This is a genomic window from Micromonospora sp. NPDC047557, from assembly GCF_043205095.1.
Classification (GTDB): domain Bacteria; phylum Actinomycetota; class Actinomycetes; order Mycobacteriales; family Micromonosporaceae; genus Micromonospora.
On record NZ_JBIDDK010000001.1, the window covers coordinates 887,783 to 914,383 of the forward strand.

Annotated in this window: 25 protein-coding genes; 7 read left to right on the forward strand and 18 right to left on the reverse strand. The window is 72.1% G+C overall.

Annotated elements, in window-relative coordinates:
* Positions 1–93: 93 nt before the first annotated feature.
* The 4 genes from ACGGAQ_RS04095 to ACGGAQ_RS04110 all read left to right on the forward strand — a co-directional run bounded on the left by ACGGAQ_RS04095 (position 94) and on the right by ACGGAQ_RS04110 (position 2,618).
* Positions 94–891: a hypothetical protein gene (locus tag ACGGAQ_RS04095; protein ID WP_393044411.1), complete on the forward strand. Its 798-nt coding sequence runs from the start codon at positions 94–96 to the stop codon at positions 889–891.
* Positions 892–969: 78 nt separating this feature from the next.
* On the forward strand, positions 970–1,308 hold the full coding sequence (locus ACGGAQ_RS04100; RefSeq protein WP_393044413.1) for a hypothetical protein: 339 nt from the start codon (positions 970–972) through the stop codon (positions 1,306–1,308).
* Positions 1,309–1,339: 31 nt separating this feature from the next.
* A complete protein-coding gene (locus tag ACGGAQ_RS04105) occupies positions 1,340–1,747 on the forward strand; it encodes a pyridoxamine 5'-phosphate oxidase family protein (protein ID WP_393044415.1) in 408 nt (135 codons plus the stop codon).
* A gap of 226 nt (positions 1,748–1,973) precedes the next feature.
* A complete protein-coding gene (locus tag ACGGAQ_RS04110) occupies positions 1,974–2,618 on the forward strand; it encodes a C39 family peptidase (protein WP_393044417.1) in 645 nt (214 codons plus the stop codon).
* Between the two features lie 10 nt (positions 2,619–2,628).
* Here ACGGAQ_RS04110 and ACGGAQ_RS04115 read toward each other — a convergent pair whose 3' ends face one another.
* From ACGGAQ_RS04115 to ACGGAQ_RS04150, 8 genes are all read right to left on the reverse strand, one after another.
* Entirely contained in the window at positions 2,629–3,954 is a 1,326-nt protein-coding gene (locus tag ACGGAQ_RS04115) for an aromatic acid exporter family protein (protein WP_393044419.1), read from the reverse strand.
* A 75-nt stretch (positions 3,955–4,029) separates the two neighbouring features.
* The gene (locus ACGGAQ_RS04120) at positions 4,030–5,199 is read right to left on the reverse strand and encodes a M20 family metallopeptidase (protein WP_393044421.1); all 1,170 of its coding nucleotides are present in this window, start codon (positions 5,197–5,199) and stop codon (positions 4,030–4,032) included.
* Positions 5,199–5,975: an amino acid ABC transporter ATP-binding protein gene (locus ACGGAQ_RS04125; RefSeq protein WP_393044423.1), complete on the reverse strand. Its 777-nt coding sequence runs from the start codon at positions 5,973–5,975 to the stop codon at positions 5,199–5,201. Before ACGGAQ_RS04125 ends, ACGGAQ_RS04120 begins: the two co-directional genes overlap by 1 nt.
* Positions 5,972–6,823: an amino acid ABC transporter permease gene (locus tag ACGGAQ_RS04130; protein WP_393044425.1), complete on the reverse strand. Its 852-nt coding sequence runs from the start codon at positions 6,821–6,823 to the stop codon at positions 5,972–5,974. The genes ACGGAQ_RS04125 and ACGGAQ_RS04130 overlap by 4 nt, the downstream gene beginning before the upstream one ends.
* Positions 6,824–6,940: 117 nt before the next feature.
* Positions 6,941–7,888 (reverse strand): transporter substrate-binding domain-containing protein, encoded by a 948-nt coding sequence (locus ACGGAQ_RS04135; RefSeq protein ID WP_393044427.1) that lies wholly within the window; start codon positions 7,886–7,888, stop codon positions 6,941–6,943.
* A gap of 90 nt (positions 7,889–7,978) precedes the next feature.
* Positions 7,979–8,920 (reverse strand): MurR/RpiR family transcriptional regulator, encoded by a 942-nt coding sequence (locus ACGGAQ_RS04140; protein ID WP_393044429.1) that lies wholly within the window; start codon positions 8,918–8,920, stop codon positions 7,979–7,981.
* Positions 8,921–8,986: 66 nt separating this feature from the next.
* Complete coding sequence (locus ACGGAQ_RS04145; protein ID WP_393044431.1) at positions 8,987–10,417, reverse strand: hypothetical protein; 1,431 nt, start codon at positions 10,415–10,417, stop codon at positions 8,987–8,989.
* 208 nt (positions 10,418–10,625) lie between these two features.
* Positions 10,626–11,879: a cyanophycinase gene (locus tag ACGGAQ_RS04150; protein WP_393044433.1), complete on the reverse strand. Its 1,254-nt coding sequence runs from the start codon at positions 11,877–11,879 to the stop codon at positions 10,626–10,628.
* Positions 11,880–12,048: 169 nt separating this feature from the next.
* Between ACGGAQ_RS04150 and ACGGAQ_RS04155 the strand changes: the two genes are divergently transcribed.
* A complete protein-coding gene (locus ACGGAQ_RS04155) occupies positions 12,049–12,654 on the forward strand; it encodes a hemerythrin domain-containing protein (RefSeq protein WP_393044435.1) in 606 nt (201 codons plus the stop codon).
* Positions 12,655–12,724: 70 nt separating this feature from the next.
* Here ACGGAQ_RS04155 and ACGGAQ_RS04160 read toward each other — a convergent pair whose 3' ends face one another.
* Positions 12,725–12,895, reverse strand: a complete 171-nt coding sequence (locus ACGGAQ_RS04160; RefSeq protein WP_255787856.1) for an antitoxin — start codon at positions 12,893–12,895, stop codon at positions 12,725–12,727.
* 158 nt (positions 12,896–13,053) lie between these two features.
* Between ACGGAQ_RS04160 and ACGGAQ_RS04165 the strand changes: the two genes are divergently transcribed.
* A complete protein-coding gene (locus ACGGAQ_RS04165) occupies positions 13,054–14,241 on the forward strand; it encodes an AI-2E family transporter (RefSeq protein WP_393044437.1) in 1,188 nt (395 codons plus the stop codon).
* Here ACGGAQ_RS04165 and ACGGAQ_RS04170 read toward each other — a convergent pair.
* On the reverse strand, positions 14,236–14,913 hold the full coding sequence (locus ACGGAQ_RS04170) for a dienelactone hydrolase family protein (RefSeq protein ID WP_393044439.1): 678 nt from the start codon (positions 14,911–14,913) through the stop codon (positions 14,236–14,238). The two genes, ACGGAQ_RS04165 and ACGGAQ_RS04170, sit on opposite strands and share 6 nt — an antisense overlap.
* 181 nt (positions 14,914–15,094) lie before the next feature.
* Between ACGGAQ_RS04170 and ACGGAQ_RS04175 the strand changes: the two genes are divergently transcribed.
* Positions 15,095–15,274, forward strand: coding sequence for a hypothetical protein (locus ACGGAQ_RS04175; RefSeq protein ID WP_354861957.1), 180 nt, complete (start codon positions 15,095–15,097; stop codon positions 15,272–15,274).
* A gap of 45 nt (positions 15,275–15,319) precedes the next feature.
* Here the strand turns inward: ACGGAQ_RS04175 and ACGGAQ_RS04180 are convergent, their stop codons facing one another.
* From ACGGAQ_RS04180 to ACGGAQ_RS04215, 8 genes are all read right to left on the reverse strand, one after another.
* Positions 15,320–17,692, reverse strand: a complete 2,373-nt coding sequence (locus ACGGAQ_RS04180) for a glycoside hydrolase family 65 protein (protein WP_393044441.1) — start codon at positions 17,690–17,692, stop codon at positions 15,320–15,322.
* Positions 17,689–18,507, reverse strand: a complete 819-nt coding sequence (locus ACGGAQ_RS04185) for a beta-phosphoglucomutase family hydrolase (protein WP_393044443.1) — start codon at positions 18,505–18,507, stop codon at positions 17,689–17,691. Before ACGGAQ_RS04185 ends, ACGGAQ_RS04180 begins: the two co-directional genes overlap by 4 nt.
* Before the next feature lie 61 nt (positions 18,508–18,568).
* Positions 18,569–19,033 carry a DUF4442 domain-containing protein gene (locus tag ACGGAQ_RS04190; protein ID WP_354861951.1) on the reverse strand — a complete coding sequence of 155 codons (465 nt, stop codon included), beginning with the start codon at positions 19,031–19,033 and terminating at the stop codon, positions 18,569–18,571.
* Between the two features lie 62 nt (positions 19,034–19,095).
* Positions 19,096–20,142 carry a hypothetical protein gene (locus ACGGAQ_RS04195; protein WP_393044445.1) on the reverse strand — a complete coding sequence of 349 codons (1,047 nt, stop codon included), beginning with the start codon at positions 20,140–20,142 and terminating at the stop codon, positions 19,096–19,098.
* Between the two features lie 92 nt (positions 20,143–20,234).
* Complete coding sequence (locus tag ACGGAQ_RS04200; protein WP_393044447.1) at positions 20,235–21,533, reverse strand: ABC transporter ATP-binding protein; 1,299 nt, start codon at positions 21,531–21,533, stop codon at positions 20,235–20,237.
* A gap of 132 nt (positions 21,534–21,665) precedes the next feature.
* Positions 21,666–23,876: a CDP-glycerol glycerophosphotransferase family protein gene (locus tag ACGGAQ_RS04205; RefSeq protein ID WP_393044449.1), complete on the reverse strand. Its 2,211-nt coding sequence runs from the start codon at positions 23,874–23,876 to the stop codon at positions 21,666–21,668.
* A 16-nt stretch (positions 23,877–23,892) separates the two neighbouring features.
* Positions 23,893–25,857 (reverse strand): DUF5941 domain-containing protein, encoded by a 1,965-nt coding sequence (locus tag ACGGAQ_RS04210; protein WP_393044451.1) that lies wholly within the window; start codon positions 25,855–25,857, stop codon positions 23,893–23,895.
* Positions 25,854–26,600, reverse strand: a complete 747-nt coding sequence (locus ACGGAQ_RS04215; protein WP_354863304.1) for an ABC transporter ATP-binding protein — start codon at positions 26,598–26,600, stop codon at positions 25,854–25,856. The genes ACGGAQ_RS04210 and ACGGAQ_RS04215 overlap by 4 nt, the downstream gene beginning before the upstream one ends.
* Between the last annotated feature and the right edge of the window lies 1 nt (position 26,601).

Consider the following 26,601-nt stretch of genomic DNA (forward strand, 5'->3'; position numbering starts at 1 on the left):
CGGAACCCGGCGCGTCGACACCAGTCGAGCGACCGGCCCGGTGCCGTCAGGACCCATCCGTCGATACCGTCGTTCGACCGCGAGGTGCTGATCATGCAGACCGTCCTCTCCGCCGTCCTGCCCGACGTGCCCCGGGCCGCCGCCATCTGGCTGAGCCTGCTCGGGGTGGTGGTGGTCGCCGTCGCCGCGCTCCTGCTGCGACCCGGCCGGCTCCGCCTCGACCCGGCCGCCCGGATCCGCAACGCCGCCATGCCCAGCCAGCTCGAACAGGCGCTCCAGGATCGGGAGCAGAGCCGCTACGCGCAGGAGATCGCGGTGGCCGCCGAGCGCGCCACCACCACCGCCCAGCGTCGGCGGGCGGAGTGGGTGGCCGCGCAGGAGACCGTCGAAGCCGCCTGGCAGGCGCTGGAGGCGGCCGAGGCCGGCGTACGGCGGCTCGGCGAGGCGGCCGCGATGCCGCTGCCGCAGACCGTGCGGACCCCCGCCGAGTACGCCGACCGCGAGCGTTACCTGCACCGGGCCGCGCTGGACGCGTACTGGCGGCGGGAGCTGTCGGTGGAGCAGCTCAGCGACGTCTTCGCGCACCGCGACGGCTGGGACCCGCGGCTGCACCCCGTCGAGCAGGAACTCGTGCTGCAGCGGGCGATCCGCGACAATCTGGCGGCCCGGCACGTGGCGGCCCAGGAGCGGGAGCAGGCGGCCTGGCGGGCCGCGGAGCTGGCCGTGGCTGCGGCTCGCAGCCTTCGCGAGGAGGCCCACGCGGCGACCGGGCGGCGGGTGGCGGAGTCGGCGTCGGTGCTGCCGCTCAGCGAGGTCCTCCGGCCGTCGACCGAGCAGACCCGGGAGAACGCGGTGGTCGCCCGCGGTCGGGCGGCGGTCCCGGCGTTCTGACCCGGTGGCCCGGCGGTTCCGGTTCTTCGCGACCCGGCGAACCGGGCCGGGCCGGCGCTTGTGGGTTAGCGTGACGGCATGTCCCGACAGGCGTGGGTCCTCGTGGTGATCGCCGGCATCCTGGCGATCGCCACACTTGTCGGCGCGGTGGTGCTGGCGGTACGGCTGGTGCGGACGAGGCGGCTGCTGACCGGGCTCGGCGCGGGCGGCAAGGTCGCCTTCTACGGGGCGCTGATCTACACGATCTTTCCGGTGGACATCCTCCCGGACCCGATCTACCTGGACGACATGGGTGTTCTGGCCGGCGCGCTGATCTACCTCACGCGGCTCGTGCACAAGCGCCGGGCGGCCGGCCGTCGCCTGCCCGGGCAGCCGGACGCGCCGCCGGATCCGGACCGCGCCCGCTCCGTACGATGATCGAGGTTGGCGCGCAGGACGGGGGACGGACGTGGCGGGCGATCATCGGCTGGACATCCGCGACGACCGGGTGGCCGCCTTCTGCGCGGAACGGCACCTGGCGACACTGACCACCCTGCGCGCCGACGGCACCCCGCACGTGGTGCCCGTCGGGGTCACTCTCGATCCGGCAGCCGGGCTGGCCCGGGTGATCACCTCAAGTACGTCCCGCAAGGCTCGCCAGGTGGCCGCCGCCGGCGCCGACGGCACTCCGGTGGCGGTCTGCCACGTGGACGGCCGCCGCTGGTTGACGATCGAGGGCCGGGCGGTGCTCCGGTCGGACCGAGCCGCCGTCGCGGAGGCGGAGCGCCGCTACGCCGAGCGGTATCGGACCCCGCGCCCGAATTCGGAGCGCGTGGTCATCGAGATCACCGTGACGGGGTTGCTCGGGAGCCTCTGAGCAGCACCGGCGTGCTGTCCGCTTCATGCCACCGTGCCCCTTTCGGGCTCTCCCGCGGCCGCGCGCGGTCTCCCGGAATCTCGCACCGGCGGTAGCCGTTGCACCTGGTCACGACGCCCCAGCGGCAGCCGGCGACGGAATGTCGGCCGAAGCAGGGCCGTTACGTCCCCGGTACGCACGGCCGAGACCGCCACGGAGGCGGCTACCCCCGAACGGAGACTCGACCATGAACCCGATCGTGCAGAAGAGCGGCCTGTCCGTTGTCGGCCTGCTGGTCGCCGGCGGTTGCGCCCTCGGCCCTGCGGTCGCCGCGCAGGCAGCCCCCGCGCAGGGCGCCCCGACCTCGTCGAGCCAGACCAACCGGAGCGCGGAGCGCATTCTCGACGTCGACTACCAGGCCCAGCCGAACTTCTTCTACTGCGGCCCGGCCGCGACCCGGATCGCGCTCTCCGCGCAGGGTAAGGCGCTGTCCCAGGACGAGGTGGCCAAGCGGCTCGGCACCACGGAGGCGGGCACACCGTCGGCCCTGGACACCACCCGCGTGCTCAACGAGCTGACCGGCGGTCACTACCGGACCACCGAGATCCGTGACTCGGTGGCTCGCCCCGATCAGGTCGAGCAGCTGCGCCGGGACGTCCTGGCCGCGATCGACGCCGGCCGACCGGTGGTGGCCAACATCAAGGGCACGACAGTGGACACCGACGGCAACCCGCACTCGTACGAGGGCGGCCACTACCTGACGCTCGTCGGCTACCGCGACGGTGGGGACAGCATCCGCGTCGCCGACCCGGCCGACCCGGCGCTCGGCGAGTACTGGATGAGCCTGCCGAAGGTCGCCAACTGGATCGCCGAGCGCGGCTACTCCTCCTGACCCTGACGGTTCACCGGGCCGGTCTCTTCTGCGCGGAGAGGCCGGCCCGGTCGTCGTCGCGCCGACGGGTCGCGAGGTGCGCCCGCCGACGCGCCCGGGCGGCCCGAGTCGGCCGGGCGCGGTGCAGATGGCGTCGGGTCGGCGGGGAGATGGCCGCCTCGCCAGCGCCGGCCGCCTTGCGCACGATCCGGTTGGCGTCGTCGGGCTCGCACCCTGCCGCCCGGAGCAGGTCGCTGGACGCGGTGCGCAGGCCGGTGACGAGAGCGTCGCCGAACGACTTGACCCCGATCGCGGCTGCCCGTCCGGCCAGCTCGGCACACTCCTCGACCAGCTTGCGGGTGCACTGCGTCGTCTCGCCGACCCGGCACTCCGTCCGCATCTCCTCCACCGCCTGTCCCAGCCGGGCGATCGCGTCCGGCAGCTCCGCCGGAATCGGCTCGTCGTACTGCAGGGCGGTCGTCGACCAGCGGGCCAGCGCGCGGCTGTCCAGCAGCAGCCGCTCCAGGTGCGACGCGCTGCGGGCGTACCGGTGGAACTGTTGACGGCGGTGCCAGCGTGCCGGCGCGATGGTGACCACCTCCTCCGCCCCACTCAGCGAGTCGTTGAGGCGCCCCACGTCGCCCTCGGTGCCGCGAAGCCGCTCCAGAACACCCTGCGCCCGGTCGACGTCGCGCTGCCGTACCGCCTCCGCCAGCTCGGCGAGTTGCTCGTGCAGGACCGCGAAGATCGGCGTGGCGGCGCGGTCGAGCACCCGTATCGGGTTGATGGGCAGGAGCAGCGCGACCACCAGGAGGCCGACCGCGCCACCGACGAGCGCGTCGAAGATCCGGGGCAGCTCCAGGCCACGTTGCATCGGGGCCAGCGTGGCGATCAGCACCGCCGTACCGCCAGCCTGGCCGACCAACGGCCCGCCCTTACCGGCCACCAGGAGGGCGCTGGCGATGGCCAGGGCGACGACCACGCCGGTCTGCCACGGCCCGTTGCCGATGATGAAGCGCAGCGCGTCACCGATGACGATGCCCAGGCCGACGCCGAACAGCAGCTCGAAGGTTCGTCGGGCCCGCTGGCCGATGGCGGTGGCGATCGTACCGACGGCGGCAGCCGGGGCGAAGACGTGCGCTCCGGGGCCGAGGAAGTGCTGGGCGATCAGGGCGGCGAGCGCGGCGGCCAGCCCAGCCTGGATCGAGATGACCAGGGTGACCTCCCACTGCCGGGCCCGGATCCGGCTGGCCTGCCCGCTGCGGTGTCGCACCCGCTCGACCGCCTGCTCGCTCCTCTCGGCAGCCTCGCCGAGCGGCGACCGGTCCCGGTCGGCTGGTGGGCGGTCGTCGGCCATGGCGGCGGTTACCCCGGGGACGTGCGGCCAATCGTGCCCCTCCGCCCCACCGGCACCGGCCGCACCAGCCGTACGTCAGCCACCGTCGTCCCGGCTGACCTGGTCGATCAGGCCGGCCAGCAGTGCGGTACGGGGTACGACGGAGTCCAGGTCCAGCCACTCCGACGGGCTGTGGTCCGCGCCGCCGACCGGGCCGAGTCCGTCCAGTACCGCCGCGCCCGCCTCGGCCAGCAGATTCGCGTCGGCACACCCGCCGGTCGCGGTGTGGGACACCGGTACGCCCAGCCCCGCCCCCACCTTCGCGGCCAGTTCGGTGAGTCGGCGATCGGCAGGGCTCGGCTCCCAGGGCGGGGTGGGCGCGTGGACGGCCACCTCGGCCCGGACTCCGGAGACGGTCGGCACGGCCACCAGCCGACGGATCTCGGCCAGCGCCGTCTCGTACTCGCCGGTGCGCCAGGCGCGCAGGTCGACGAGCATCCGGGCCTGATCGGCGACCACGTTCGGCCGGTTCCCGGCGTGCAGGTGCCCGACGTTCACCGTCACACCCGGCCAGCGGCCGTTGAGCGCGTCCAGCGCGACGGTCAACCGGGCCGCGGCGAGCAGGGCGTTGGCGCCGCGTTCCGGTTCGATGCCGGCGTGCGCCGCGCGACCTCGCAGGGTGACCTCCAGGTCCGCCACGCCCTTGCGGGCGGAGACCAGGTCGCCGTTCTCGCGGGCGCATTCGAGGCAGAGCGCGACGTCGACCTCCGACCCGAGGCGGCGCAGCAGGGCCCGGCTGCCGGGCGAGCCGATCTCCTCGTCGGGGGTGCAGACCAGGATCAGCTCCCCGTACTCGGCAAGCCCCAACCGGGCCAGCACCTCCATCGCGGCCAGGCCGGCGAGCACACCGCCCTTGTCGTCGCACACCCCCGGGCCGTACGCCCGCCCGTCCTGCACCCGGAACGGACGGGCGGCTGCCGTGCCCGGCGGGAACACCGTGTCCAGGTGGCCGGCGAGCAGGATGCGGCGGGTGCCGCGTCCGCGCCGGCGGGCGATCAGCACGTCGCCCAGCGGAGTGCCGGCCGGGTCGGCGACCGGCTCCCGCTCCACCGCCAGACCGGCGGCCAGGCACCAGGTCTGCACGAGATCGGCCGCCGCGCGCAGTCCGTCGAGCTGTCCGGAACCGGAGTCGATGCCGACCAGCTCGGCCAACCGCTCGTGGTACGCGGTGAGCCGGTCGCCGGCGGCGGTGAGCAGCGGATCCATCAGAGCACCTTGTCGAGGAAGGCGCGGGTGCGCTCGTGCTGGGGGTTGCCGAGCACGTCGGCCGGTGGGCCGGCCTCGACGACCACCCCGCCGTCCAGGAAGGCCACCGAGTCGGCCACCTCCCGGGCGAAGCCCATCTCGTGGGTCACCACGATCATCGTCATCCCTTCGGCGGCGAGGCCTTTCATCACGTCCAACACGTCACCCACCAGCTCGGGGTCGAGCGCCGAGGTGGGCTCGTCGAAGAGCATCAACTTCGGGTGCATGGCCAGCGCGCGGGCGATCGCCACCCGCTGCTGCTGCCCGCCGGACAGTTGCCCAGGGTAGGCGTTCGCCTTCTCCGCCAGCCCTACCCGTTCGAGCAGCCGCAGCGCTTCGTCGCGGGCCTCCTCCCGGGCGGTGCCGAGCACCCGGACCGGCGCCTCGATCACGTTGCCCAGGGCGGTCAGGTGTGGAAAGAGGTTGAACCGCTGGAACACCATGCCGATGTCCCGGCGGCGTCGGGCCACCTCGCGGGCCTTCAACTCGTAGAGCTTGTCGCCGCTGCGCCGGTAGCCGACCAGCTCGCCGTCGACCCAGAGCTGGCCGCCGTCGATCCGTTCCAGGTGGTTGATGCAGCGCAGGAACGTCGACTTGCCCGAGCCGGAGGGGCCGAGCAGGCAGGCCACCTCGCCGGGCGCCACAGCGAGGTCGATGCCCCTGAGCACCTCGATGGGGCCGTACCGTTTGGTGACCGACTCGGCCCGGACCATGGGAACCCGTTCGGCGACGCTCATCGCACTCCTCCTCGACTGAACCCGCGCCCGAATCGCCGTTCGATCGCCCACTGCCCGGCGGAGAGCAGGCTCACCAGCGCCAGGTACCAGATCGCGGCGACGACCAGCAGCGGGATCACCTTGTAGTTGCCCTGGTAGACGGTCTGCACGGCGGTCATCAGGTCCCGCCCGGCGATGATCGAGACCAGGGCGGTGGACTTGAGCATGGTGATCGTCTCGTTGCCCATCGGCGGGATGATCACCCGCATCGCCTGGGGCAGCACCACCCGGCGCAGGGTGAGCGCCGGGCTCATGCCGAGCGCCGCGGCGGCCTCGGTCTGGCCGCCGTCGACGGCGAGGATGCCACCCCGGATGACCTCGGCGGCGTACGCCATCTCGTTGAGCGACAGGGCCAGGACGGCGGCGACCGTGCCGGTGACCACCACGCTGGTGGGCTGGTCGAACAGGACGGTGCCGGTGACCGGCAGGCTCAGCGTCAGCCGGGGGAAGAGCGCGCCGAGGAAGCCGAAGAAGATGATCTGCACGAGTAGCGGCGTGCCCCGGAAGACCCAGATGAAGGCCCAGGAGACCGCCCGCAGCACGGGGTTGGGCGACAGCCGCATGACCGCCAGCAGGACGCCGCCGACGGTGCCGAGCACCATCGCCAGCAGGGTCAGCCAGAGCGTGGTGACCACACCGTCGAGGATGTAGTCCTTGAACAGGTACTCGCCGATGGTGGCGGGTTCGAGGTTGGGGCTGTCCAGCAGCGCCCGGAGGAACAGGGCCGCCAGTCCGACCACGAGCAGCGCGGTCAGCCACCGACCGTAGTGCCGCACGGGGACCACCCGTACGGTCTCGGTGTCGTTCATGTGCAGTGCCTCCAGCGGAAAAGCGGTGCGGCGGTCGCCGGGCGCCTTTCGGACCCGCCCTCACGGTGTGGAAAGGGCGCCCGGCGACCGCGGTTCAGGGGGTCGCCTACCGCGGGGTCAATCGATGGCCTGGTCGATGGTGGCCTGCTTGACGGCGATCGGGGTCTGCTTCCACTGGCCGAGGATCTTGGCGTAGGTGCCGTCGTCGATCAGGGACTGCACGGCGGCCCGGTAGGCCTCGGCGACGTCCTTCTTGCTCTTGAGGAAGCCGAAGCCGTTCGGGCTGGCCAGCCAGCCGTTGGGGGCGGACAGGTCGTCCACCAGGTCGGCCTTGCCGGCCAGCGTGCCGGCGGTGTCCACCAGATTGACCTTGGTGGCGGCGACCACCTCGACGTTGCCCGCGATCAGGGCCTGTACCGCCTGCGGATTCTCCGGGTACTCCTTGACCTCGATGGCCCTGCCGGCGCAGCTCTCCTTGGAGTACGCGGTGAGGTTCTTGGCCTGGTTGCTGGCCTTCTGCACGGCGACCTTGCGCCCGCAGAGGTCCGCGACGGTCTTGACGCCGAGCGGGTTGCCGGTCTTGACGAGGAAGCCGGTGCCGGAGGCGGAGTAGTCGACGAAGGTCGCGACCTGCTGGCGCTCCTTCTTGTCGGTGATGCCACCGGCGATGGCGTCGTACTTGCCGGCCTGGAGGCCGGGCACCAGCCCGTCGAAGGGCTGCTGGGTGAAGGTGGCCTTGATGCCCAGCCGGGCGGAGGCGGCGAGGAAGAGGTCGTAGTCCAGACCCTTGAACTCGTCGGTCCGCCCCTCCTGCTTGAAGTCGATGAACGGTTCGTAGGGGGCGTTGGTGGCGACCGTGACCGTGCCCCGCCCGCGCAGGTCGGCGGGGACCTTCTTGGCGAGGTTGGCGTCGGTGCTGATGGGGCCGACGCCCTCGACGGTGACCGTGACGGTGGGGGCCTCGCCGCCGGAGCCGGCAGCGGTGGAGGAGGTGCCGCCGCAGCCGGCGGTGACGGCGAGAAGGGCCGTGGCCGTGGTGGCCAGGGCGAGCTGACGGATGCGCATGGGGTGTCCTTCCGGGTGCCAGACGTACCAGCACCCGGACTGTAACGCACATTACTATTTCTGTGGGGTTACAGTTTTCTGTAACGACGGTCAGCCGATGTGGAACTCCTGCTGCGCCTGTTCCATCGCCTTCAGTCGGGTGCCCGCGACCGGCCCGAGCCGGTCGATCACCGCCGCCACCACCGTCTCCACCAGGGCCAACGCCGGAACGAAGCTGTCGTACAGCGAAGGCGACTCCACCCGGCCGGGCAGCACCACCTCGGCCAGACCGGCCACCGGGGACAGCCACCGGTCGGTGAACAGCACCACCCGGGCACCGCGCCCGGTCACCTCGCGGGCCAGTGCCAGCGTCGGCTCCTCGTACCGCCGGAAGTCGAAGAGCACGACCAGGTCACGCCGGCCCACGTCGACAAGCATGTCGGTGCGCTCGACCGGGCTGGGCGGGAGCAGCCGACTCCCTCCGCGTACCTGCATGAGGTGCAGCACCAGATAGTGGGCGAGCAGCCCGGAGAACCGGCCGCCGGCCGCCGTGACCCGCAGCTGCTGGTCGGCGAGGAGCCGGGCCGCCGCGTCCAGCTCACCCTGCGGCAGCTCGACGAGCGTGCGGGCGACCGCCTCGGGCAGCCGCGCCGCCGCGCGGGACAGCGCCCCCGCCGGCGGTTCGCCCGTGCGTTCCGCCGCCCGGTACGCGGTAAGCGGCGAGACCTCGCGCTCGGTCAGCTCGTCGCGCAGCGCGCGCTGGAACTCCGGGTAGCCACCGAAGCCAAGACGGCTCAGGAAGCGCAGCACGGTCGGCGCGCTCACCTCGGCGCGCTCCGCCAGGGCGGCCACCGTGCCGAGCCCGGCCGCCGGATAGGCGGCGAGCAGGGCCCGCGCCACCCGTCGCTCGGCCGGGCTGCACTCACCGAGGCGCTGCCGGATGAGGGCGGCCACCCCGACGGCCGCCGGCTCGGCGCCGTCGGGGTCAGAACCGCTGGGGTACGCCGCCGCCGGCCGGGCGTCCGGCTGGTCGGCGTGATCGGAGGTCGACACGCGCTGAGCCTAGCCGTGGCCCGAGGCGGCGCGGACGCGCCGAACGCGCCCGCGCCGCAGCGGTGATCAGGACTTCGTGACGGTGCAGCTGTAGTCGGCGCTGCCCGATCCCGAGTACGCCTCCAGCTCGACGTAGTAGGTCGCCGAGCCGGACGCGGTACGGGTGGTGGACGCCGACTCGTCGGTGCCGGCGCCGTCGTTGACCGACCGGGTGAGCGTGCTCCCGGTGGAGCTGAGCAGGTAGAGATCGGCGTCGTACGCGGTGGGCACCGCGCAGTTCACGGACAGCGTCTGCCCGCTGGCGAGGCTGACCGCGAAGTAGTCCCGGTCCGTACCGCTCTTCATGTCCCCCGTGATGGTCAGCGGGTAGCTGCGGCCGGTCACGTCGTTGGCCGCGGTGCGGGAGTCGTTGGCCTCGACCTCGGCATAGCTGGACCCGCCGGTGGGCGGCGGCGTGGAGCAGTCGGTGACCGGCGTACCGCTGTAGAGGCTGCCGCTGGGGACGCCACTGGTGACGCTCTTGAGGTAGTAGCCGCAGGTCGGCCGGTTGCCGAAGTGGTAGCTCTGACCGCTGGTCAGCTTCCAGATCTTGAAGTTGGAGTAGGTCAGGGGTTGGCCCGAGCTGGCCACCTCCGGCTGGTGGTCGCCGAGCACGACGTACGCGCTCGGCCCGCTGAGGGTGGCCAGGCCGGTGCGGTCGATGAAGAGCGAGGCGCCCTCCTCGACGCCCACTCCCCACGCCTTGCCACCGCTGGTCCGGCCGTCCTTGATGGACCGCGCCACGAACGCCATGAGCCGGCCCATCCGGTCCCGGGTGACGAAGTGCGAGTCGTTGATGGTGTCGGCGTAGTTCGGCCAGCGGAACATCCCGGTCGTGAACGTCATCGACGCGTCGTACGGATCGTCGAGGGCGATGGCCGAGGTGGCGCTGCCGCCGCAGGCGTCGTACACGATGTCGCTGTTGACGTGGTGCCCGGCGCTGCCGCCGCCGACCCCGCCGCCCTTGGCCACCACCGACTCGACGGACGCCTCCAGTGCGGTGCCCTTCCACGCCACGTACCGACACTGGTCGCCGCCGGCGAAGTAGACGAACTCGGCGTTGCGGATGTCGGTGTTGACCTGGCTGTTGTTGCCGTCGCTGGCGGCGGTGAGAGTGAGCGTGGTGCAGGAGTTGACGCCGCTCAGCCCGGTGATCACGTCACACTCCGGGGTGCCGGTGCCCGATCCGGCGACGACGGCCACGTCGATCGAGCCGGAGCCGCCGCGAATCGCGGCGATCGCCTGGTTCATCGTCGCGGCCACGATGCCGCCCGAGCCGTTCATGGTGTACGCCGGGCCGGACCAGCTGGCCCGGCTGACGTCCGTCGAGCTGCCCTGCCGGACCCGGGTGACCTGGGCGTACGCGGCGGTCACCCCGATCGGCGCCACGGTCAGCAGGGTGGTCGTGGTGACGAGCACCGCGAGCCGCTTGCGGATGGGGTTACGGGAAGGGGACATGGGCACCTCCGAGGGGCCACGAATCGATGAAACAGAAGTTACATCCATCACGTTCGTTGCTCAATAAGTAACCTCTGTTACATCTCGTCGCAGCGCCCGCGGCGACGTGGCCCGGCCGGCATCGCCCGGACGAGCGGTATGACTCCCCGTCATATTTATGACGCAGAGTCATACCGCTCCTGGTGGGACGTGCCGGGTGGGCCGATCGTCAGACCGGGCGGATGCCGATCACCGCGTCCACGAACGACGTCGTCGAGCCGACCCGGTAACCGGCGAAGCCCCGGCCCCGGGTCACCTCGGCGGCGAACTGCGGGTCCTTCTCGTACGACGTGCCCGACGTCGACGCACAACCGGCCTGGTCGACAAGTCCTTCGGCGAGGCCGACAAGTGCGTAGTCGTAGAAGACGTCGTCCGAGGCCGGGACGGTGCACGCGCCGACGTTTGGGGTCACCCGCTGCTTGCCCGGCGCGATGACCGGCTGCCAGCGGCCGGACCGGTAGCGGTCACCGGAGGTGAGCCGGCTCCACCGGACCCCCTCGATGCCCCACACAACCGACTCCGTGACCCGCGCGCGGCGCAGGTCGAGCACGCTCACGCCACGCGTGCCGAGGACGCGCAGCGACTGCCGCGGCGTGCCGACCCCGGTCACCTCCAGCGCCGTGTCCTCGTCCAGGCCGAAGACCCGCTGGTGCCGGGTGTCCGCCGCCAGCCGGATCGACCGGGCCTCCCGGCCCCGCCGCGAGAAGTGCGTGTCCAGCAGGCCGTCGGTGAAGAACCCGAAACCACCCCTGGGCAGGTACGCCAGCACGCCGGCGTCCTCGAAGTAGCCGGGCCGGGCACCGTCGCGCAGACCGGGCTCGGTGGAGCCACCGGTGATCATGTCGCGGCCGGCCATGATCTGCGCGCCCGCACTCGTGCCGGCGACCACCGCACCGGCGCGGAGCTTGCGCCGCACCGCCGCCAGGGCCGGCGTGTCCCGCTGGGCCTTCCCCCGGGTCATCGTGGTGACATAGCGGTACTGGTCGCCACCGCCGAAGAAGAAGCCGGTCATCGAGTCGATCTGCCGGACCACGGCCGGGTCCTCGGCGGCGCCCGGCCGGTCCAGGTCGATCGGGATCCACTGCGCGTCGGCCACGCCGTAGCTCCGGAACAGCGTGGCGTAGTAGTCGCCGTTGCAGACACTGTTGTTGCAGTCCGGAGTGGCCGCGTCCGGATCCTCGGCCGGCACCGGGGCGGCCGCGGTGAAGATGCCGATGCGGGCCTTGCCGACGCCGCCGGCCAGCCGGACGATGTCGCCGTAGACGGCAGCGTTGTCGTCGGCGAGCCCGCCGCCGACAAGGACCAGACTGCCGCCACCGGAGTGGGACGGATGGGCCGAGGTTGGTGCCGCGGCCAGCGGGACGCTCATCGCGACCGCCGTGCACGCGCCGAGCCCGAGGGCCAGCAGGCGGTTCAGGGGCATGACTGCTCCTCACAGAAGACCGTGAGGGCGGGCCGAGACGAAGCGTACGACAGCGTCCCGACGCGAACAACGGGTCGCCGTCAAATCCATCGGCGACCGTAGGTTTGCCCGACCGCTGCGGGGTACCAGGGGCCACACACCCACCGACCGCAACCGGTAAGGGGCCCAGATGAGCAATCCACAGACCACCGGCGACGAAGATGTCGTCGACATCCTCGTCGCCGACCACCGCGAGGTCGAGACTCTCTTCGTCGAGCTGGAGACGCGGCAGGGCACGCCCGAGTACCGCCGGCAGCTCACCGACGTGCTGATCGCCGAGCTGGTCCGGCACGCGGTGGCCGAGGAGGCGTACGTCTATCCGACGGCTCGCAAGGCACTGCCCGACGGCGACCAGATCGCCGACCACGAGATCGACGAGCACTCCGACGCCGAACGGACCATGAAGGACCTGGAGTCGGTCGAGGTGTCCGACCCCCGCTTCGACGAACTGCTCGCCCACCTGACCAGCACCATCCGCCACCACGTGCAGGACGAGGAGAACGACCTCTTCCCCCGCCTGCGCGCCGCAACGGCCCGGGAGGAACTGGTCGAGCTGGCCGCGAAGGTGACGGCGTTCAAGAAGGTCGCGCCGACCCGGCCCCACCCGAGCGCGCCGGACCATCCGCCGGCGAACAAGCTGCTCGCCCCCGGCACCGGGATGATCGACCGAATGCGTGACGCACTGCGCGACCGGCCGACGTCGATGGACGAGCTACGCGAGAAGCAACAGCGCTGACCGACGCACCGTCCGACAGGGACGATCCCGGGCCGCCGACACCTCGGCGGCCCGGGAGACATCCGGTTCGTCAGCGGACCTGGTCACCCTCACCGGTACGCGCCTGCGCCTGATCCACGCCCTTGTCGATCTGATCGTCGTACTTGCCGCCGGTGCGCTTGTCGGCCATGTCACCGGCCTTCTCCATACCCTGGTCGACCTGCTTGTCGTGCTTGTCCGCGACGTCCTTGGCCTTGTCCATGAAGTCACCCACGGCGCTCCTCCTCCTCGGGTCGTTACCACTCGCGTTCCCTGGGCCAGTCGGCGCAAACACCGACGGTCCGGACGGGGATGGCGCGATTCGGGTGTCGGCGCATCGCCGGCCGGGTACCGACCTCGCCGAGATCGAGGAGGGCCGACATGACGGCAGACGAACCCGGGGCGGACGCCGCGCCGACAACTGGCAGCGCGTCCACCACCGGCACGGCGTCCACCGCCGGCACCGTGTCCACAACCGGCAGCGCGGCGACGACCGGTGAGACCGGTCCGCGCCAGGCGTGGGCCACCCTGCCCTGGCTGGTTCGAAGCGCGGTGGTGTGGAGCGCCTGCCTGGTGGTGATCGTCGCCGGGCTCTACCTGCTGGGCCGGATCGCCGTCCTGCTGGCCCCGCTGGCCATCGCCCTGGCCGCCACCATCTTCCTCACCGCCCTGCTCGACCCGGTGCTGCTTCGGCTGCGCCGCCTGCGCCTGCCCGCGGCACTGGCCGCGCTGCTCACCGTCCTGCTGCTACTCGGCATCCTGGTGGGGGTCGGCGCGCTGGTCTGGAACCTGACCGCCAGCCAGTTCGACCAGCTCAGTCAGGAGCTGACCCAGGGGCTGGACCGCAGCCGCGACTTCGTCACGTCGACCCTGCCGGTCAGCGACGCCCAACTCGACAAGCTGATCGACCAGGCCAGGGAGGGGCTCAGCGGCAGCTCTCCGGACCCGGTGGCGGGCGCCCGGACGGCCAGCGAGGTCGTCGGCTCCGCGCTGCTCGCCCTGGTGCTGCTCTTCTTCCTGCTCAAGGACGGCCGGTCGATGTGGCACTGGGTGCTGTCCCGGATGACCGGCCCGAACCGACCGGTGGTGGCCGAGGCCGGCCGGGCCGGCTGGCAGACGCTGGGCGCGTACAGCCGGGGGACCATGCTGATCGCCGCGATCGACGCGATCGGCATCGGCCTGGCCCTGGTGCTGCTGCGGGTGCCGCTGGCCCTGCCGCTGGCGCTGATCACCTTCCTCGGCGGCTTCGTACCGATCATCGGGGCGACGGTGGCCGGCGCGGTGGCGGTGCTGGTGGCGCTGGCGGCCAACGGGCCGACGACCGCCCTGCTCACCCTCGCCGCGGTGGTCGCGGTGCAGCAGATCGAGGGCAACCTGTTGGAGCCGTTGGTCATGAAGCGCCAGGTGCGCCTGCACCCGGCCGTGATCCTGGTGGCGGTCACCGCGGGCACCCTGATCGCGGGCATCGCCGGCGCCTTCGTCAGCGTTCCGATCACCGCCGTCCTCTGGCGGGTCATCGACACCGTCCAGCGCCGCCGCTCCGGCGCGGACGCGCCGGCACCGTCATGAGCGGCGCGGCACCGCTGTCGTCCGGGCGAGATGGGTGCTGAACCAGGTGCCGGCATGTTCGGCGACCTGGTCGAGCGCGCCGGGCTCCTCGAAGAGGTGGGTGGCTCCCGGCACCACCCACAGCTCGCCGACCTCCCCCAGCTCGGTGAGCGCCTGTTCGTTGAGCGTGATCACTTCCTCGTCCAGGCCGCCGACCAGCAGCAACGTCGGGGTACGCACCTGGGCCAGGGCGGTGCCGGCCAGGTCGGGTCGGCCGCCCCGGGAGACCACCGCGCCCACTCGGTCGGCGCGGTACGCGGCCGCGACCAGCGCGGCGGCGGCGCCGGTGCTGGCACCGAAGAGACCGATCGGCACGTCACCGGCGGGGCTCTCGGCCGCCAACCAGTCGACGATCCCGGCCAGCCGGCTGGCCAACATCCCGATGTCGAACCGCAGTTCGGCTGTGCGCGTGTCCAGCTCGTCCTCGTCCGGGGTGAGCAGATCCACCAGCACGGTGGCGAAACCGCGGTCGGTCAACGTCCGGGCCACCGCGACGTTACGTGGGCTGTGCCGCGAGCTACCGCTGCCGTGCGCGAACAGCACCACGCCGACCGGCCGTGGGGGCAGCATCAGGTCGGCGGGAAGCTCGACGTCCCGGATCGGAATGGTGACCGTGCTGCGCTGCTCGTCCATGCCGCACCTCCGCGTGCTCGCCTCTGGCCCGCTTACCCCACCCGCCGCGTCGCACGCGCCCGCGCCCGCCGCATCGCGCAACCTCAGGGGCGGCGTTTGCCAGGTGGACCGCCGGGTACGCGACGAGGAGACCGCAGACCGTGTCGGCGCACCGGCGCCCCGACGGATCGCGAGGATCAGCATGGCCAAGCAGCAGATCTCCCGGCAGCAGCAGATGACCGAGCGCGACCAGCGTGAACAGGACGCGGAGCGCAACCAGGACTTCGGGGACCAGGCCGCCTCGGCTCGGCTGCCCGACGATCCCAAGGCGGCCGCACCCCGCGACGCGATCGGGCGGCCCTCGACCGGCGAGCCGGTCTGACGAACGCGCGTGCCGGCCGGGGCGGGAGCATTCCCGCCCCGGCCGTCACTGCTCGTGCTCGGGCAGCCGCAGCAACGGCGACCGGCCCGGTGGCTGCTCCGGCGGCGGCCCCGAGGGCTCGGCCGGCGGCACCGGCACGGTCACCGGCTCGTTGCAGGTGACCCGCAGCATCTGGTCGTGGTGGCGAAGCTCCACGACGTCGTCCGGGCCACCGTGGCGCAGCGAGTACGTCGTCTGGTGCGGCCGGACGTCCACCCGCAGCGCCAGCCCGCGCCACTGAAGGGAGAACTCCAGTCGGCTGAGCCGGCTGGAGAGCCGGGGCGCGAACGACAGCTCACCGTCGTGATCGCGCAGCCCGCCGAACCCGCTGACCAGGGCGAGCCACGCGCCGGCCAGCGAGGCCATGTGCACGCCGTCGCGCGTGTTCTCGTTGAGGTCGTGCAGGTCCATGAGCGCGGCCTCGCGCAGGTAGATGTGCGCCAGGTCGGGATGGCCCACCTCGGCGGCGAGCACCGACTGGGTGCAGGCCGACAGCGACGAGTCGCGCACCGTCCGGCGTTCGTAGTAGAGGAAGTTGCGCACCTTCTGCTCGGGGGTGAACGCGTCCCCCCGCCAGTGCATGGCCAGGACCAGGTCAGCCTGCTTGACGACCTGTTTGCGGTACAGATCGAAGTACGGGTAGTGCAGCAGCAGCGGGTACTTCTCCGCGGGTGTGTGCGGGAAGTCCCACTCCTGTAGCCGGGTGAACCCCTCCACCTGCTGGTGCACGTCCAGCTCGTGGTCGTACGGCACGTGCATCGAGGTCGCCGCGTCCCGCCAGCTCGCCGCCTCCTCGTCGGTCACCCCGAGGTGGAACGCCTCATCCCGGTAGCGCATCACGACCTCGGCGGCGGTGAGCAGGTTCCGCTGGGCCATCAGGTTGGTGTAGACGTTGTCGTTCTTCACCGCGGTGTACTCGTCGGGGCCGGTGACCCCGTCGATGTGGAACTGGCCGTGCCGGTCGTGGTGCCCGATCGAGCGCCACAGCCGGGCGGTCTCCACCAGCAGCTCCAGACCGATCTCCCGCTCCATGACCGTGTCCCCGGTGACCAGCACGTACCGGCGGACCGCGTCGGCGATGTCGGCGGCGATGTGGAACGCGGCGGTGCCGGCCGGCCAGTACCCGGAGGACTCCGGCCCCTCGATGGTCCGCCAGGGAAAAGCGGCGCCCTTGAAGCCGAGCGTCTCGGCCCGTTCCCGGGCCTGCCCCAACGTGCTGTGCCGCCACTGCAACGCGCTGCGCACCGCGCTCGGCTGGGTGTACGTGAGCACCGGCAGGACGAACATCTCGGTGTCCCAGAAGGCGTGCCCGTCGTAACCGGGGCCGGTCAACCCCTTCGCCGCGATCGGGCGCTGTTCGGCCCGCGCGCCGGCCTGGAGCACGTGGAACAGACCGAACCGCACGGCCTGCTGGATCTCCGGATCGCCCTCGACCAGCACGTCGGCCGCGTCCCAGAACTCGTCGAGGTAGTTGCGCTGCTCCCGGTGCAGCCCGTCCCAGCCGTCGAGCCGGGCCCCGGCGAGCGCCGCGCCGACCTGGTCGCGGAGCGCGGGCAGCGAACGGCGGCTGGACCAGCTGTACGTCAGGTACTTGACCACCCGCAGCTTCTCGCCGGGCCGGAGCACGCAGCCGATGGTGGTGCGTACCCAGTCCTCGTACCCCTCGGACTCGATCGTGGTGTGGTCCGGGCCGTGCACCTCGTGCTCCATGGCGGCGGCCACCCGCAGCCCGGAGACCTTGGTGCGGTGGATCAGCTGCCCGCCGTCCGGTGTGGTCAGCTCCTCCTCGGCCTGCAACGGCGACTCCAGCACCGCCGCGACCCGGGGGTCCTTGCTCTGCGCCGGCAGCGACTCGTTGGCGACCAGTTCGGACTGGACGATCAGCCGCAGCGGGCCGTCGACGGCCTCCACCTCGTAGCTGATCGCGGCGACCGACCGCTGGGTGAACGACACCAGCCGGGTGCTGCGGACCTTGACCTCACGGCCGGCCGGCGAGCGCCAGTGCAACTCCCGGTGCAGGGTGCCGGCCCGCATGTCGAGGATGCGCTCGTGCGACAGCAGCTCGCCGTAGCGGACGTCGAGCGGTTCGTCGTCGACGAGCAGCCGGATCAGCTTGCCGTTGGTGACGTTGACGATGGTCTGCCCCGACTCGGGGAACCCGTAGCCGGCCTCCGCGTACGGCAGCGGACGCAGCTCGTAGAACGAGTTGAGGTAGGTGCCGGGCAGGCCGTGCGGCTCGCCCTCGTCGAGGTTGCCGCGCAGACCGACGTGCCCGTTGGAGAGCGCGAAGACCGACTCCGACTGGGCCAGCACGTCCATGTCCAGGCGGGTCTCCCGGATGTGCCAGGGCTCGACGGGATAGGCCCGTTCCCGAATCACGCGAGGCCCCGCTCGCCGGTCGGCGCCCGGCCAGCGGTGTCGCCGGCGGGGCGTGGCGCCGGCGGGTCGGCGTCGCCCGCGTCGAGCAGGTCCGCGAGATCCTTCACCACAATGTCGGCGCCGTGTGCGAGCAGCTCATCGGCCTGTCCCACCCGGTCCACACCGACCACGTACCCGAAACCGCCGGCCCGGCCGGCGGCCACCCCGGAGAGCGCGTCCTCGAAGACGGCGGCCTGGGCGGGGTCCACCCCGAGGATCCTGGCCCCGGCCAGGAAGGTGTCGGGCTCCGGCTTGCCACGCAGCTTCTGCTCGCGGGCGACGAGCCCGTCGACCCGCGCCTCCAGCAGGGCTTCCAGCCCGGCCGCGGCGACCACCTCGCGTCCGTTGGCGCTCGCGGTGACCACCGCCCGACGCAGCCCGGCGGCGGCCGCCGCCCGCAGATAACGCACCGAACCCGGGTAGACCTCGACGCCGGCGGTGCGCAGCTGTTCCAGCAGCAGGACGTTCTTGCGGTTGCCGACACCGTTGACGGTGTCGGCGTCCGGTGGGTCGTCGGGACTGCCCTCGGGAAGCACGATCCCCCGGGAGGCGAGGAACGACCGGACGCCGTCGGCGCGGGGCCGGCCGTCGACGTAGCGGTTGTAGTCCGGGCCGGGGTCGAACGGCTGGAAGGGCTCTCCGGTTGCCGTGGCGCGCTGCCGCAGGAAGTCGTCGAACGTCTTCGTCCAGGCGGCGTTGTGCACCCGGGCGGTCTGCGTCAGCACACCGTCCAGATCGAAGAGACAGGCGGTCACATGAGCAGGTAGGCCCAGCACGGTACGAATCTAACCACCCGGCCGGGCCCGCAAACCCGTTTTCGGCCGCCCGTGGCGTGGCTCAGTTCGGCCGCAACGTCCAGATCACCGTCATCGCCGAGGTGGGTGTGCCGTCCTCGGTGGCGATCTCCACCTCGACGGCGAACTCGGGCCGCCGACCGGACTCCAGCTCGGCGATCACCTCCGGGGCGGGCCGCCCGAGCCGCGCGGCGGCCAGCACCGGCCCCCGGGCCAGCTTGCGGTAGGCGATCTCGGCCCGGACGGCGAGCGGTACGCAACGGTCGAGCAGCTGCCCGAAGGCGGCCAGCACGACCGCGCCGGAGGCCGTCTCGCCGAGCGTGAACATCGCCCCGGCGTGCGGGCCGCCGACGTGGTTGTGGGTGGCCGGCGTGTCGGGGAGTCGGACGACGGCCCGCACCCCGCCGTCCGCCTCCGGTGCCACCTCGACGAATTCGATGCCGAGCGTACGGGCGAACGGCACCGCTTCCAGGATGCCGGCCGCCACCTGGCGGGAGTCGATGGTCATAGCCCGACGTTACTTCTCGGTAACCAGGGGGGCAACCAGGGTTTTCCCCGGCTACCGATGGGTCAGAGGTTGGCGATCGTCCGCAGGATCTCCGCGTAGAAGTTGCCGTCGATGCTGCGGAAGAGCGAGAAATCCTGACCCGGGTCACCGAAGAACGGACGCAGCGTCCACGCCAGCTGGGTGCCGACGAACCCGAAGAGCAGGATCCAGATGTAGAGCAGCGTCATGCTGGCCGGCCGCTGCGTCGGCTCGCCGCGCCGGGCCGGCGGGGTGGCCCACGGGCGCTGCGCCGGCGGGTAGCCGGGCGGCAACACGCCGGGCGGGAACGAGCCGGGGGCGGGTTGTCCGCCCCACTGGGCCGGGACGTGCGCCGGCACCTGAGCCGGGGTCTGCACGGTCGGCGCCGCGGCGGGCGTGCCACCGTTCGCGGCCGAGCCCGCCACCGCTGCTCCGGCCGGCACGGCGACCGGCTCGGCGCCCGCATCGGTGGACGAGGCCGCATCGGCGGGCACGCTGGCCGGCACCGAACCGGCGGGTACGGCAGCCGGCACCGCCGGCGCTTGGGCGTTGACCTGGCCCGCGGCCCCGGCCGTGGCCACCGCCGGGGCGAGCAGGCCGTGGTCATTGAGCACCTGCATCCCGCCGGTCAGGAAGCGCAGCCCGACCAGCGCGGACAGCGTCAGGATCGCGACGTTGAGCAGCTTGAAGAAGCCGTAGTCGGGCGCGGTGATCAGGAAGAAGAGGCTGATCGGTGCGAACGCCACCGCGAGCATCGAGGTCACCGTGATCGCGACCATCACCAGCGCCAGCGACTGGCGCACCGACAACCGGGCGCCGAACACCAGGTTGAACAGGTAGAGCGTGGGCAGGCAGATGGCCAGCGTGACCAGGAACAGCAGCGGCAGCTTCAGCGCGGACGTGAGCGCCATCAGCGGGCTGTGGAACGCCCCGAGCACCGCGCCGTAGCAGGCGAGCGCGATGGCGGAGCTGGCCAGCATCCGCCCGGTCAGCGCGTTGAGGTCGCCCTCGGCCACGATCTGCTGCCAGATGCCCTGCCGGTCGCGCAGGATTCGCTCGATGACGAGCGGACTGGGACGGTCACCCGACACGGGTGCACCCCTCTCGGTGTGTCACATAGTGGACTAGTGGGCAGACGGTAGGACACCGGACGGCCGTCCCGCCACCCCGCTACGGCGTGGCGTCACCGCCAACCCACGTCGATCCGGGCCCCGCGCTCGTCAAAGAAGTGCAGCGCGTCCATCCGAACCGACACGGCGAGCGGGTGGCCGGCGGTGACCGCCGGGTACGGCGCGAGCCGCACCGCCAACTCCGCCGGACGACGGTGGTGCCGGCCCGGGTCGGGCAGGACGCTGGTCCGCGTGGCGCCGTTCGACACCTCCTCGGCCTCCACCGGCTTGCCGGTGAGTCGCTGCATCACCGCACCGAACCGGCGCAGCCCTCGCTGGCCCACGGGCGGCGGGTCCAGTGGCGCGCCCATCTCGTCCACGATGATCGCGGTCGCCCCGATGTCGAGGAACGCCAGCGACTCGTGCCCGTGGTGCTCCAGGTAGCGGATCCGGCCACGCAGGACGTCACCGGGGCTGTCCGGGGCGACCGGGGTGAGCGCCTCGGCCCGCATCCCGACCACGATCCGCTCGCCGTGGTAGTGCGCCACGGCCCGGCTGCGGATGTCGTTCCACGGCAGGTAGAGCGACTGGTCACCGAGGTTGAGCGTGACGTACCGGTCGAGGTGGACGTAGACCGACGCCTCCAACAGGTTCATCCGGGGGCTGCCCAGGAAGGCGGCCACGTAGAGCGTCGCCGGGCGGCCGTACACCTGGGTGGGTGTGCCCACGTCCTGGAGCACGCCGCGGCGCATGATCGCCACCCGGTCGGCCATGGTCAGCGCCTCGGCCTGGTCGTGGGTGACGTAGACGGTGGTGACGCCCAGCTCCCGGGTCAACCCGGAGATCTCCGCGCGCAGTTCGGCGCGCAGCCCACTGTCCAGGTTCGACAGGGGCTCGTCCATCAGGAACAGTCCCGGTCGTCGGACGATTGCGCGGCCCATGGCGACCCGCTGGCGTTGGCCGCCGGAGAGCTGGCCCGGTTTGCGGGCGAGCACGTCGCTGATGCCCAGGGCGCTCGCCACGTCGGTGACCCGCTCACCGCGGGGCTCGGGTTCGACACCGGCCAGTCGCAGCGGAAAGGCGATGTTGTCGCCCACTGTCATGTGCGGATAGAGCGCGAAGTCCTGGAAGACCATTGCGATCTTGCGGTCGCGTGGTGGCAGGTCGTTCGCCAGTTCCCCGTCCAGCAGCACCGCACCCTGGGTCGGGTCCTCCAAACCGGCGATCATGCGCAGCACTGTGGACTTGCCGCAGCCGGACGGCCCCAGCAACACCATGAACTCGCCGTCGTTGACATCCAGATTTATGCTGTCGACGGCCAACGTGCCGTCCTTGAAAACTTTGGTCACATCTTTGAGCGCGACGGTGCTCACCGTCACCTCCCCCAGCTCGTCGGCCGAACCCCCACAAGACTGTGACCAGGATCATTCGTTTCGCACATCGGGTAAACGTCTCGTGTTCGGCCCATGACACAGCTATTACGCCGGGACGAGGTGTCGTTGCGGTCAGCAGCCCGCCGACGGTTCGGGCTGCTCGCCGAGGAACACCCGGCGCACCACCCGCTCGGCCGCCTGCCCGTCGTCCAGCCGGCAGAACCGGCCCCGGAAGTGCTGGCGGGCCTTATGCGCCGCGTCCGAGCGCACCGCGTCCGTGCGGAACAGGTCGAGCAGGTCGGCGAACGTGGTGGCCACGGCCCCCGGTGGCTCCGCGGTGACGTCGAAGTAGACACCCCGGGCCAGGCGGTACGCCTCCCAGTCCGGCGTGTAGAGCACGATGGGCCGGTCCAGCACCGCATAGTCGAACATCGCCGAGGAGTAGTCGGTGACCAGCACGTCGGCGACGAGGTAGAGGTCCTCCACCCGTTGGTAGCCGCTGACGTCGCGCACCCGCTGGAAGTCCAGCGGCCAGCCGGGCCGGCGCTCCCGGTCGTGGAAGTAGTGGCTGCGCATCAGCAGCCGCCCCGAGTCACCGAGCGCGGCGACGAACCGGTCCGGGTCGAAGGGCGGTCGGTAGCCGGGCAGGTGCTCGCGGTGCGTCGGGGCGTACAGCACCACCTGCTCGTCGCGCCCGAGGCCGAACTCCGCGCGGAGCCGGCGTACCTCGTCCGGACTGGCCGTGACCAGCCGGTCGTTGCGCGGGTAGCCCACCTCCAGCGTCGTGTAGGTGGCCGGATAGGCCCGGTCCCACATCTGGGTGGAGAAGCTGTTGGCGCTGACGCTGTAGTCCCAGCGGTCCACCCGGCGCAGCAGGCCGGCGAAGTCCATCCGGCCCGCGCCGATCGGGTAGCGCTGCTGGTCGAGCCCCATCACCTTGACTGGGGTGCCGTGGTGGGTCTGCACGTGCACCTGCTCCGGCCGCTTCCGGACGAAGTCCGGGTAGTTGACGTTGTTGACCAACCACCGGGCCCGCGCGAGGACCCGGTAGTACGCCGGGGTGCCGGCGACGACGTACTCCACCCCGGCCGGTACGGCGTCCACCCGGTCGCGGCGCACGATCCACACGCCCCGCACCTCGGGGGCCAACCGGCGGGCCGCCTCGTAGATCGCGGCCGGGTTGCAGGAGTACCCGCGGTACCAGTAGGCCGCGTACACCGCGAGCGTCGGGTCCACCGGCCGGCGCAGCTCCGCCCGGTAGTACTCGTGCAGCAGCCCGTCGCGGGCCAGCCGCGCGCCGCGCCGGGCCACCGGCCCGACCCGACGACGGGCGGTACGCGCCTGCCTCCGGGCCGTGTCGCGGGCCCGGCTGGCAGCCCGCAACGCGCTGAACGTCCGCCACCGGCCGGCCGCGACCAGCCGGTGCTTGACTCCCTCGACGCCCTCCGGCACGGGATACCCGCCGTCCGGCAGCCACCGCGCATAGTCGGCGGTGATCTGCGCGAAGAACGCCGGCCGCAGTTCCGGGGCGATCCGCTGACCATTGCCGAGCACGGTCAGGTAGTGCCAGATCATCCGTTCGAAGACCGCCGGCCGCAGCGCGTCCACCGCCGGTGACCAGGCGTCCATCAGGTGAAAGACCCGGTGCCACTGCGGGAACACCTCGAAGTGCCGGTCCCCTCTGGTCTTCGTGATCGCGCCGGCACGGCGCTGCCGGTAGTTGACGCAGACCCGATCCAGTACGCCGATCCGCTGCGCCGCCATCAGCACGGGATAGCTGAACGAGACGTCCTCGTACCAGCCGTCCGAGAAGCGCAATCCCAGCTCGACCAGAAACTCCCGGCGGACCAGCCGGTTCCAGGCGGTGTGCAGCAGCCGCATCGCCTCCGGCCGGTCCCGCAGCCGGAAGGTCGCCACGCCGGGCGACTCCGGGAACACCTCGGCCATCGCGCTGCGGGTGACGGTGTCGTTCCAGTGCGTCCGGACGTGGTCCACCAGCAGCACGTCCGGCCGGGTCGCGCGCAGTCGCTCGGCCACCTCCCGCAGGCAGTCCGGCGCCAGCCAGTCGTCCCCGTCGAGAAACCACACGTACTCACCGACGGCCTGGTCCAGCCCGATGTTGCGGGCTGGACCGAGGCCGACGTTCTCCGACAGCCGGACCGACCGGACCCGCTGGTCGCGGGCCGCGTACTCGTCGATGATCTCACCGCTGGCGTCGGGCGAGCAGTCGTCAACGGCGATCACCTCGAGGTCGGTCACCGGCTGGCCGAGGACCGAGTCCAGACACTCGCGCAGATATCCCTGAACCCGGAAGGCCGGCACCACGAAACTGATCAGGGTCATCCGGCCGTCCCTTTCGTCAGCGCGGCGCGACACCTCCCGCGCCCACCGGCGCGGCCGACGCCCGCGCGCTACGGGCCGGCCGGACGAACCAGGCCAGGACGACGCTCGCCACGAAAACCACGAGAAGGTACGCACCGAGTGTAGCCATGCCGATACTCACGATGCCGACAATCGCCGCGAGGGTCAGCAGCACCGAACGTCCGTCCCAGCCCAGCGTGGCGCCGTGCAGCGGCGGTGCCGTCTGCCGCTTCTCCAGTCGGGCCGTCAGGTCGTAGTGGTGCACGGTGAGCACGAAGACGTAGCCGAAGATCAGCCAGCCCGGCGCGTCGCCGACCACCCCGACGGCGATCGCGAACAGGTACTCGGCGGCCCGCAGCGCCGCCGGCACCAGCCAGTCCAGCGGGCCGTTGTGCGCGGCCCCGGCGCCGAGGCCGCCGGCCAGCAGCACCAGCAACGCCACGGGCACCGCCCACCGCAGCCCTGCCGGCGAGTCACCCAGCAGGGCGGCGACCAGCAGCACCGCCGGACCGAGCGCGGCGATCACAGCCAGGGTGAGCGGCCCCATCGGGCGGACCACCGGCAGCCGGCGGGCCAGCGGGCCGTCGTCGCGGTGCAGGGTCGCGTCGACCGTGTCCAGCACCGGCACCCACATCCAGCGGGCCCGCAACGTGCGCAACGCCCCGGTGTACGCGAACGCCAACCCACCCCAGACCAGCACCGCGATGAGGCTGACCAGCGGGTTGAACAGCGCCACGGTCAGCGCGATCAGCGCCCACCGCTCGCCGATCGGGAACACCACGGTCCGCTTCAGCCAGTACGACAGCGAGCCCGTGTCCGCCTGCACCCGGGTCGACGCGGCGTTCAGCCGGTCACCGATCCCGCCGCTGGCTCCCGCCGCCGTCCGGGGCCGGCGTGCCGCCTCGTCGTGCAGCACCCCGTACCAGGTGTCGGTCATGTGTCGGACGGTCTGCAACGTCATCGCGGCGATCGCCAACGCCCAGCCGTTGCCCAGCCCGGCGTGACTGACGCCAAAGCCCAGACCGGCGTAGACCAGGTACTCCTTCGCCCGGTCGGCCATCGTGTCCAGCCAGCCGCCCCACGCGCTGAAGTGCCGGGTGTAGCGGGCCAGTTGACCGTCCACGCAGTCCAGCACGAAGCCGAGGTAGAGCAGCACCGCGCCGCCGACCAGCGCTGGCCTCCCGCCGACCCCGAACAGCACGGCGGCGGCCAGTGCGAACAGCACCGAGATCACCGTGACCCCGGTCGGGGTGAGCCGCAGCCGGGCCGCGAGCCGGACGACGTACGGCGACCAGGTGCTGACGAAGTACGTGGAGAAGAAGTCGTCCCGCTCCTTCACCGACAGCCGCAGCTCGGCGCGGTCCTCGTCGACCGCCGTCACCGCCGCTTCGGCGGCGACCAGTTCGGCGTCGTCGTCGACCCGGTGCGCCACGAGCAGGCGTACCCGCTGGGCGAAGATCAGGGTGCCGAGCGCCGCGAGACCCGCGACGAGCCGGTCCACGGCGGGCCCGGGGCCGCCGGCCGCGACGGCCCGCGCGGCGGCGGCCAGGGTCGGCAGGTCGTCGACGCCGACGCGCAACGCGCCACCGAACACGCCGGTGGCGTCGCCGTCGAGGGCGTCCAGCGGGCCGGCGTCGACGATCTGGCCGCGTTCCTCGCGCACGGCGGTCCGTCCGGGCACCGGCGGGTCGGTCAGCACCAGTGCCACGGTCGGTCCCACCGGGCTGGTGGCGAGGTGCCGCAGGACGGCGGTGTGCGCCACCAGGTCGGTGCCGCTGATCAGCAGCGGCCCGTCGGCGGCGTCGGCCATCGCGGCCAGCTCGTCGAGGGTGGCGGCGAAGCGCACCTCGGCCGCCCCGGCCCGGCGCAGCTGGGCGGCGAGCCGGTCGGCCAGCGGCTCGCCGGACGCGGTGCTCAGGCTCGCCGCGGGCGTCCCGGCGGCGAGCACGATCGCGAGCGTCACCGCGGAACCGCGGCGTGGTACGCGTCGAGCGCCTCGGCGATGGTGCCGTCGAGCGTCAACCGGCCCGCGTCGAGGTACAACCCCCGACGGCAGAACCGGGTCAGGTCCTTTTCGTTGTGTGACACCAGCACGAGCGTGCGCCCCTCCCCGAGCAGACGTTCAATCGTCGCGTAACACTTCTTGCGGAACTCCGCGTCGCCGACCGCGGTCACCTCGTCCATCAGCAGGATCGGGTGCGGCAGGTGCGAGATGATCGCGAAGCCGAGCCGCACCTTCATTCCCGACGAGTAGTGCCGCACCGACGTGTCGATGGCCCGTTCCACCTGCTCACCGGCGAACTCGACGATCTCGTCGAAGTGCCGCTTCAGGTAGCTCGTCGACAGCCCGTGCAGCCCACCGACCAGGTGCAGGTTCTCCCGCCCGGTCAGGTCGTTGGAGAAGCCGGCGGACAACTCCAGCAGCGGCGCCACCGCGCCGTGCACCCGGATGTCGCCCTCGTCGGGGATGAGCACCCCGGCGATCAGCCGCAGCAGGGTGCTCTTGCCGGTGCCGTTGCGGCCGATCACCCCGACGGTCTCGCCCGGTTCGACGGTGAACGACACGTCGCGCAGCGGCCAGAACTGGCCTGGCAGGGCGCCCCGGGCGCCCCGGTGGATGAACAGCTCGCGCAGCCGCAGTTGGCGGCGACGGTTGCGGACGAACCGGATGCCCAGACCGTCCGCCTCGATGATCGGCGCGGCCACG

Bases quoted from the DNA above. Each gene is read 5' to 3' on its own strand.
- ACGGAQ_RS04095 (WP_393044411.1), top strand. From the start codon at position 94: ATGCAGACCGTCCTCTCCGCCGTCCTGCCCGACGTGCCCCGGGCCGCC.
- ACGGAQ_RS04100 (WP_393044413.1), top strand. From the start codon at position 970: ATGTCCCGACAGGCGTGGGTCCTCGTGGTGATCGCCGGCATCCTGGCG.
- ACGGAQ_RS04110 (WP_393044417.1), top strand. From the start codon at position 1,974: ATGAACCCGATCGTGCAGAAGAGCGGCCTGTCCGTTGTCGGCCTGCTG.
- ACGGAQ_RS04115 (WP_393044419.1), bottom strand. From the start codon at position 3,954: ATGGCCGACGACCGCCCACCAGCCGACCGGGACCGGTCGCCGCTCGGC.
- ACGGAQ_RS04120 (WP_393044421.1), bottom strand. From the start codon at position 5,199: ATGGATCCGCTGCTCACCGCCGCCGGCGACCGGCTCACCGCGTACCAC.
- ACGGAQ_RS04125 (WP_393044423.1), bottom strand. From the start codon at position 5,975: ATGAGCGTCGCCGAACGGGTTCCCATGGTCCGGGCCGAGTCGGTCACC.
- ACGGAQ_RS04130 (WP_393044425.1), bottom strand. From the start codon at position 6,823: ATGAACGACACCGAGACCGTACGGGTGGTCCCCGTGCGGCACTACGGT.
- ACGGAQ_RS04135 (WP_393044427.1), bottom strand. From the start codon at position 7,888: ATGCGCATCCGTCAGCTCGCCCTGGCCACCACGGCCACGGCCCTTCTC.
- ACGGAQ_RS04145 (WP_393044431.1), bottom strand. From the start codon at position 10,417: ATGTCCCCTTCCCGTAACCCCATCCGCAAGCGGCTCGCGGTGCTCGTC.
- ACGGAQ_RS04150 (WP_393044433.1), bottom strand. From the start codon at position 11,879: ATGCCCCTGAACCGCCTGCTGGCCCTCGGGCTCGGCGCGTGCACGGCG.
- ACGGAQ_RS04155 (WP_393044435.1), top strand. From the start codon at position 12,049: ATGAGCAATCCACAGACCACCGGCGACGAAGATGTCGTCGACATCCTC.
- ACGGAQ_RS04160 (WP_255787856.1), bottom strand. From the start codon at position 12,895: ATGGACAAGGCCAAGGACGTCGCGGACAAGCACGACAAGCAGGTCGAC.
- ACGGAQ_RS04165 (WP_393044437.1), top strand. From the start codon at position 13,054: ATGACGGCAGACGAACCCGGGGCGGACGCCGCGCCGACAACTGGCAGC.
- ACGGAQ_RS04170 (WP_393044439.1), bottom strand. From the start codon at position 14,913: ATGGACGAGCAGCGCAGCACGGTCACCATTCCGATCCGGGACGTCGAG.
- ACGGAQ_RS04175 (WP_354861957.1), top strand. From the start codon at position 15,095: ATGGCCAAGCAGCAGATCTCCCGGCAGCAGCAGATGACCGAGCGCGAC.
- ACGGAQ_RS04190 (WP_354861951.1), bottom strand. From the start codon at position 19,033: ATGACCATCGACTCCCGCCAGGTGGCGGCCGGCATCCTGGAAGCGGTG.
- ACGGAQ_RS04205 (WP_393044449.1), bottom strand. From the start codon at position 23,876: ATGACCCTGATCAGTTTCGTGGTGCCGGCCTTCCGGGTTCAGGGATAT.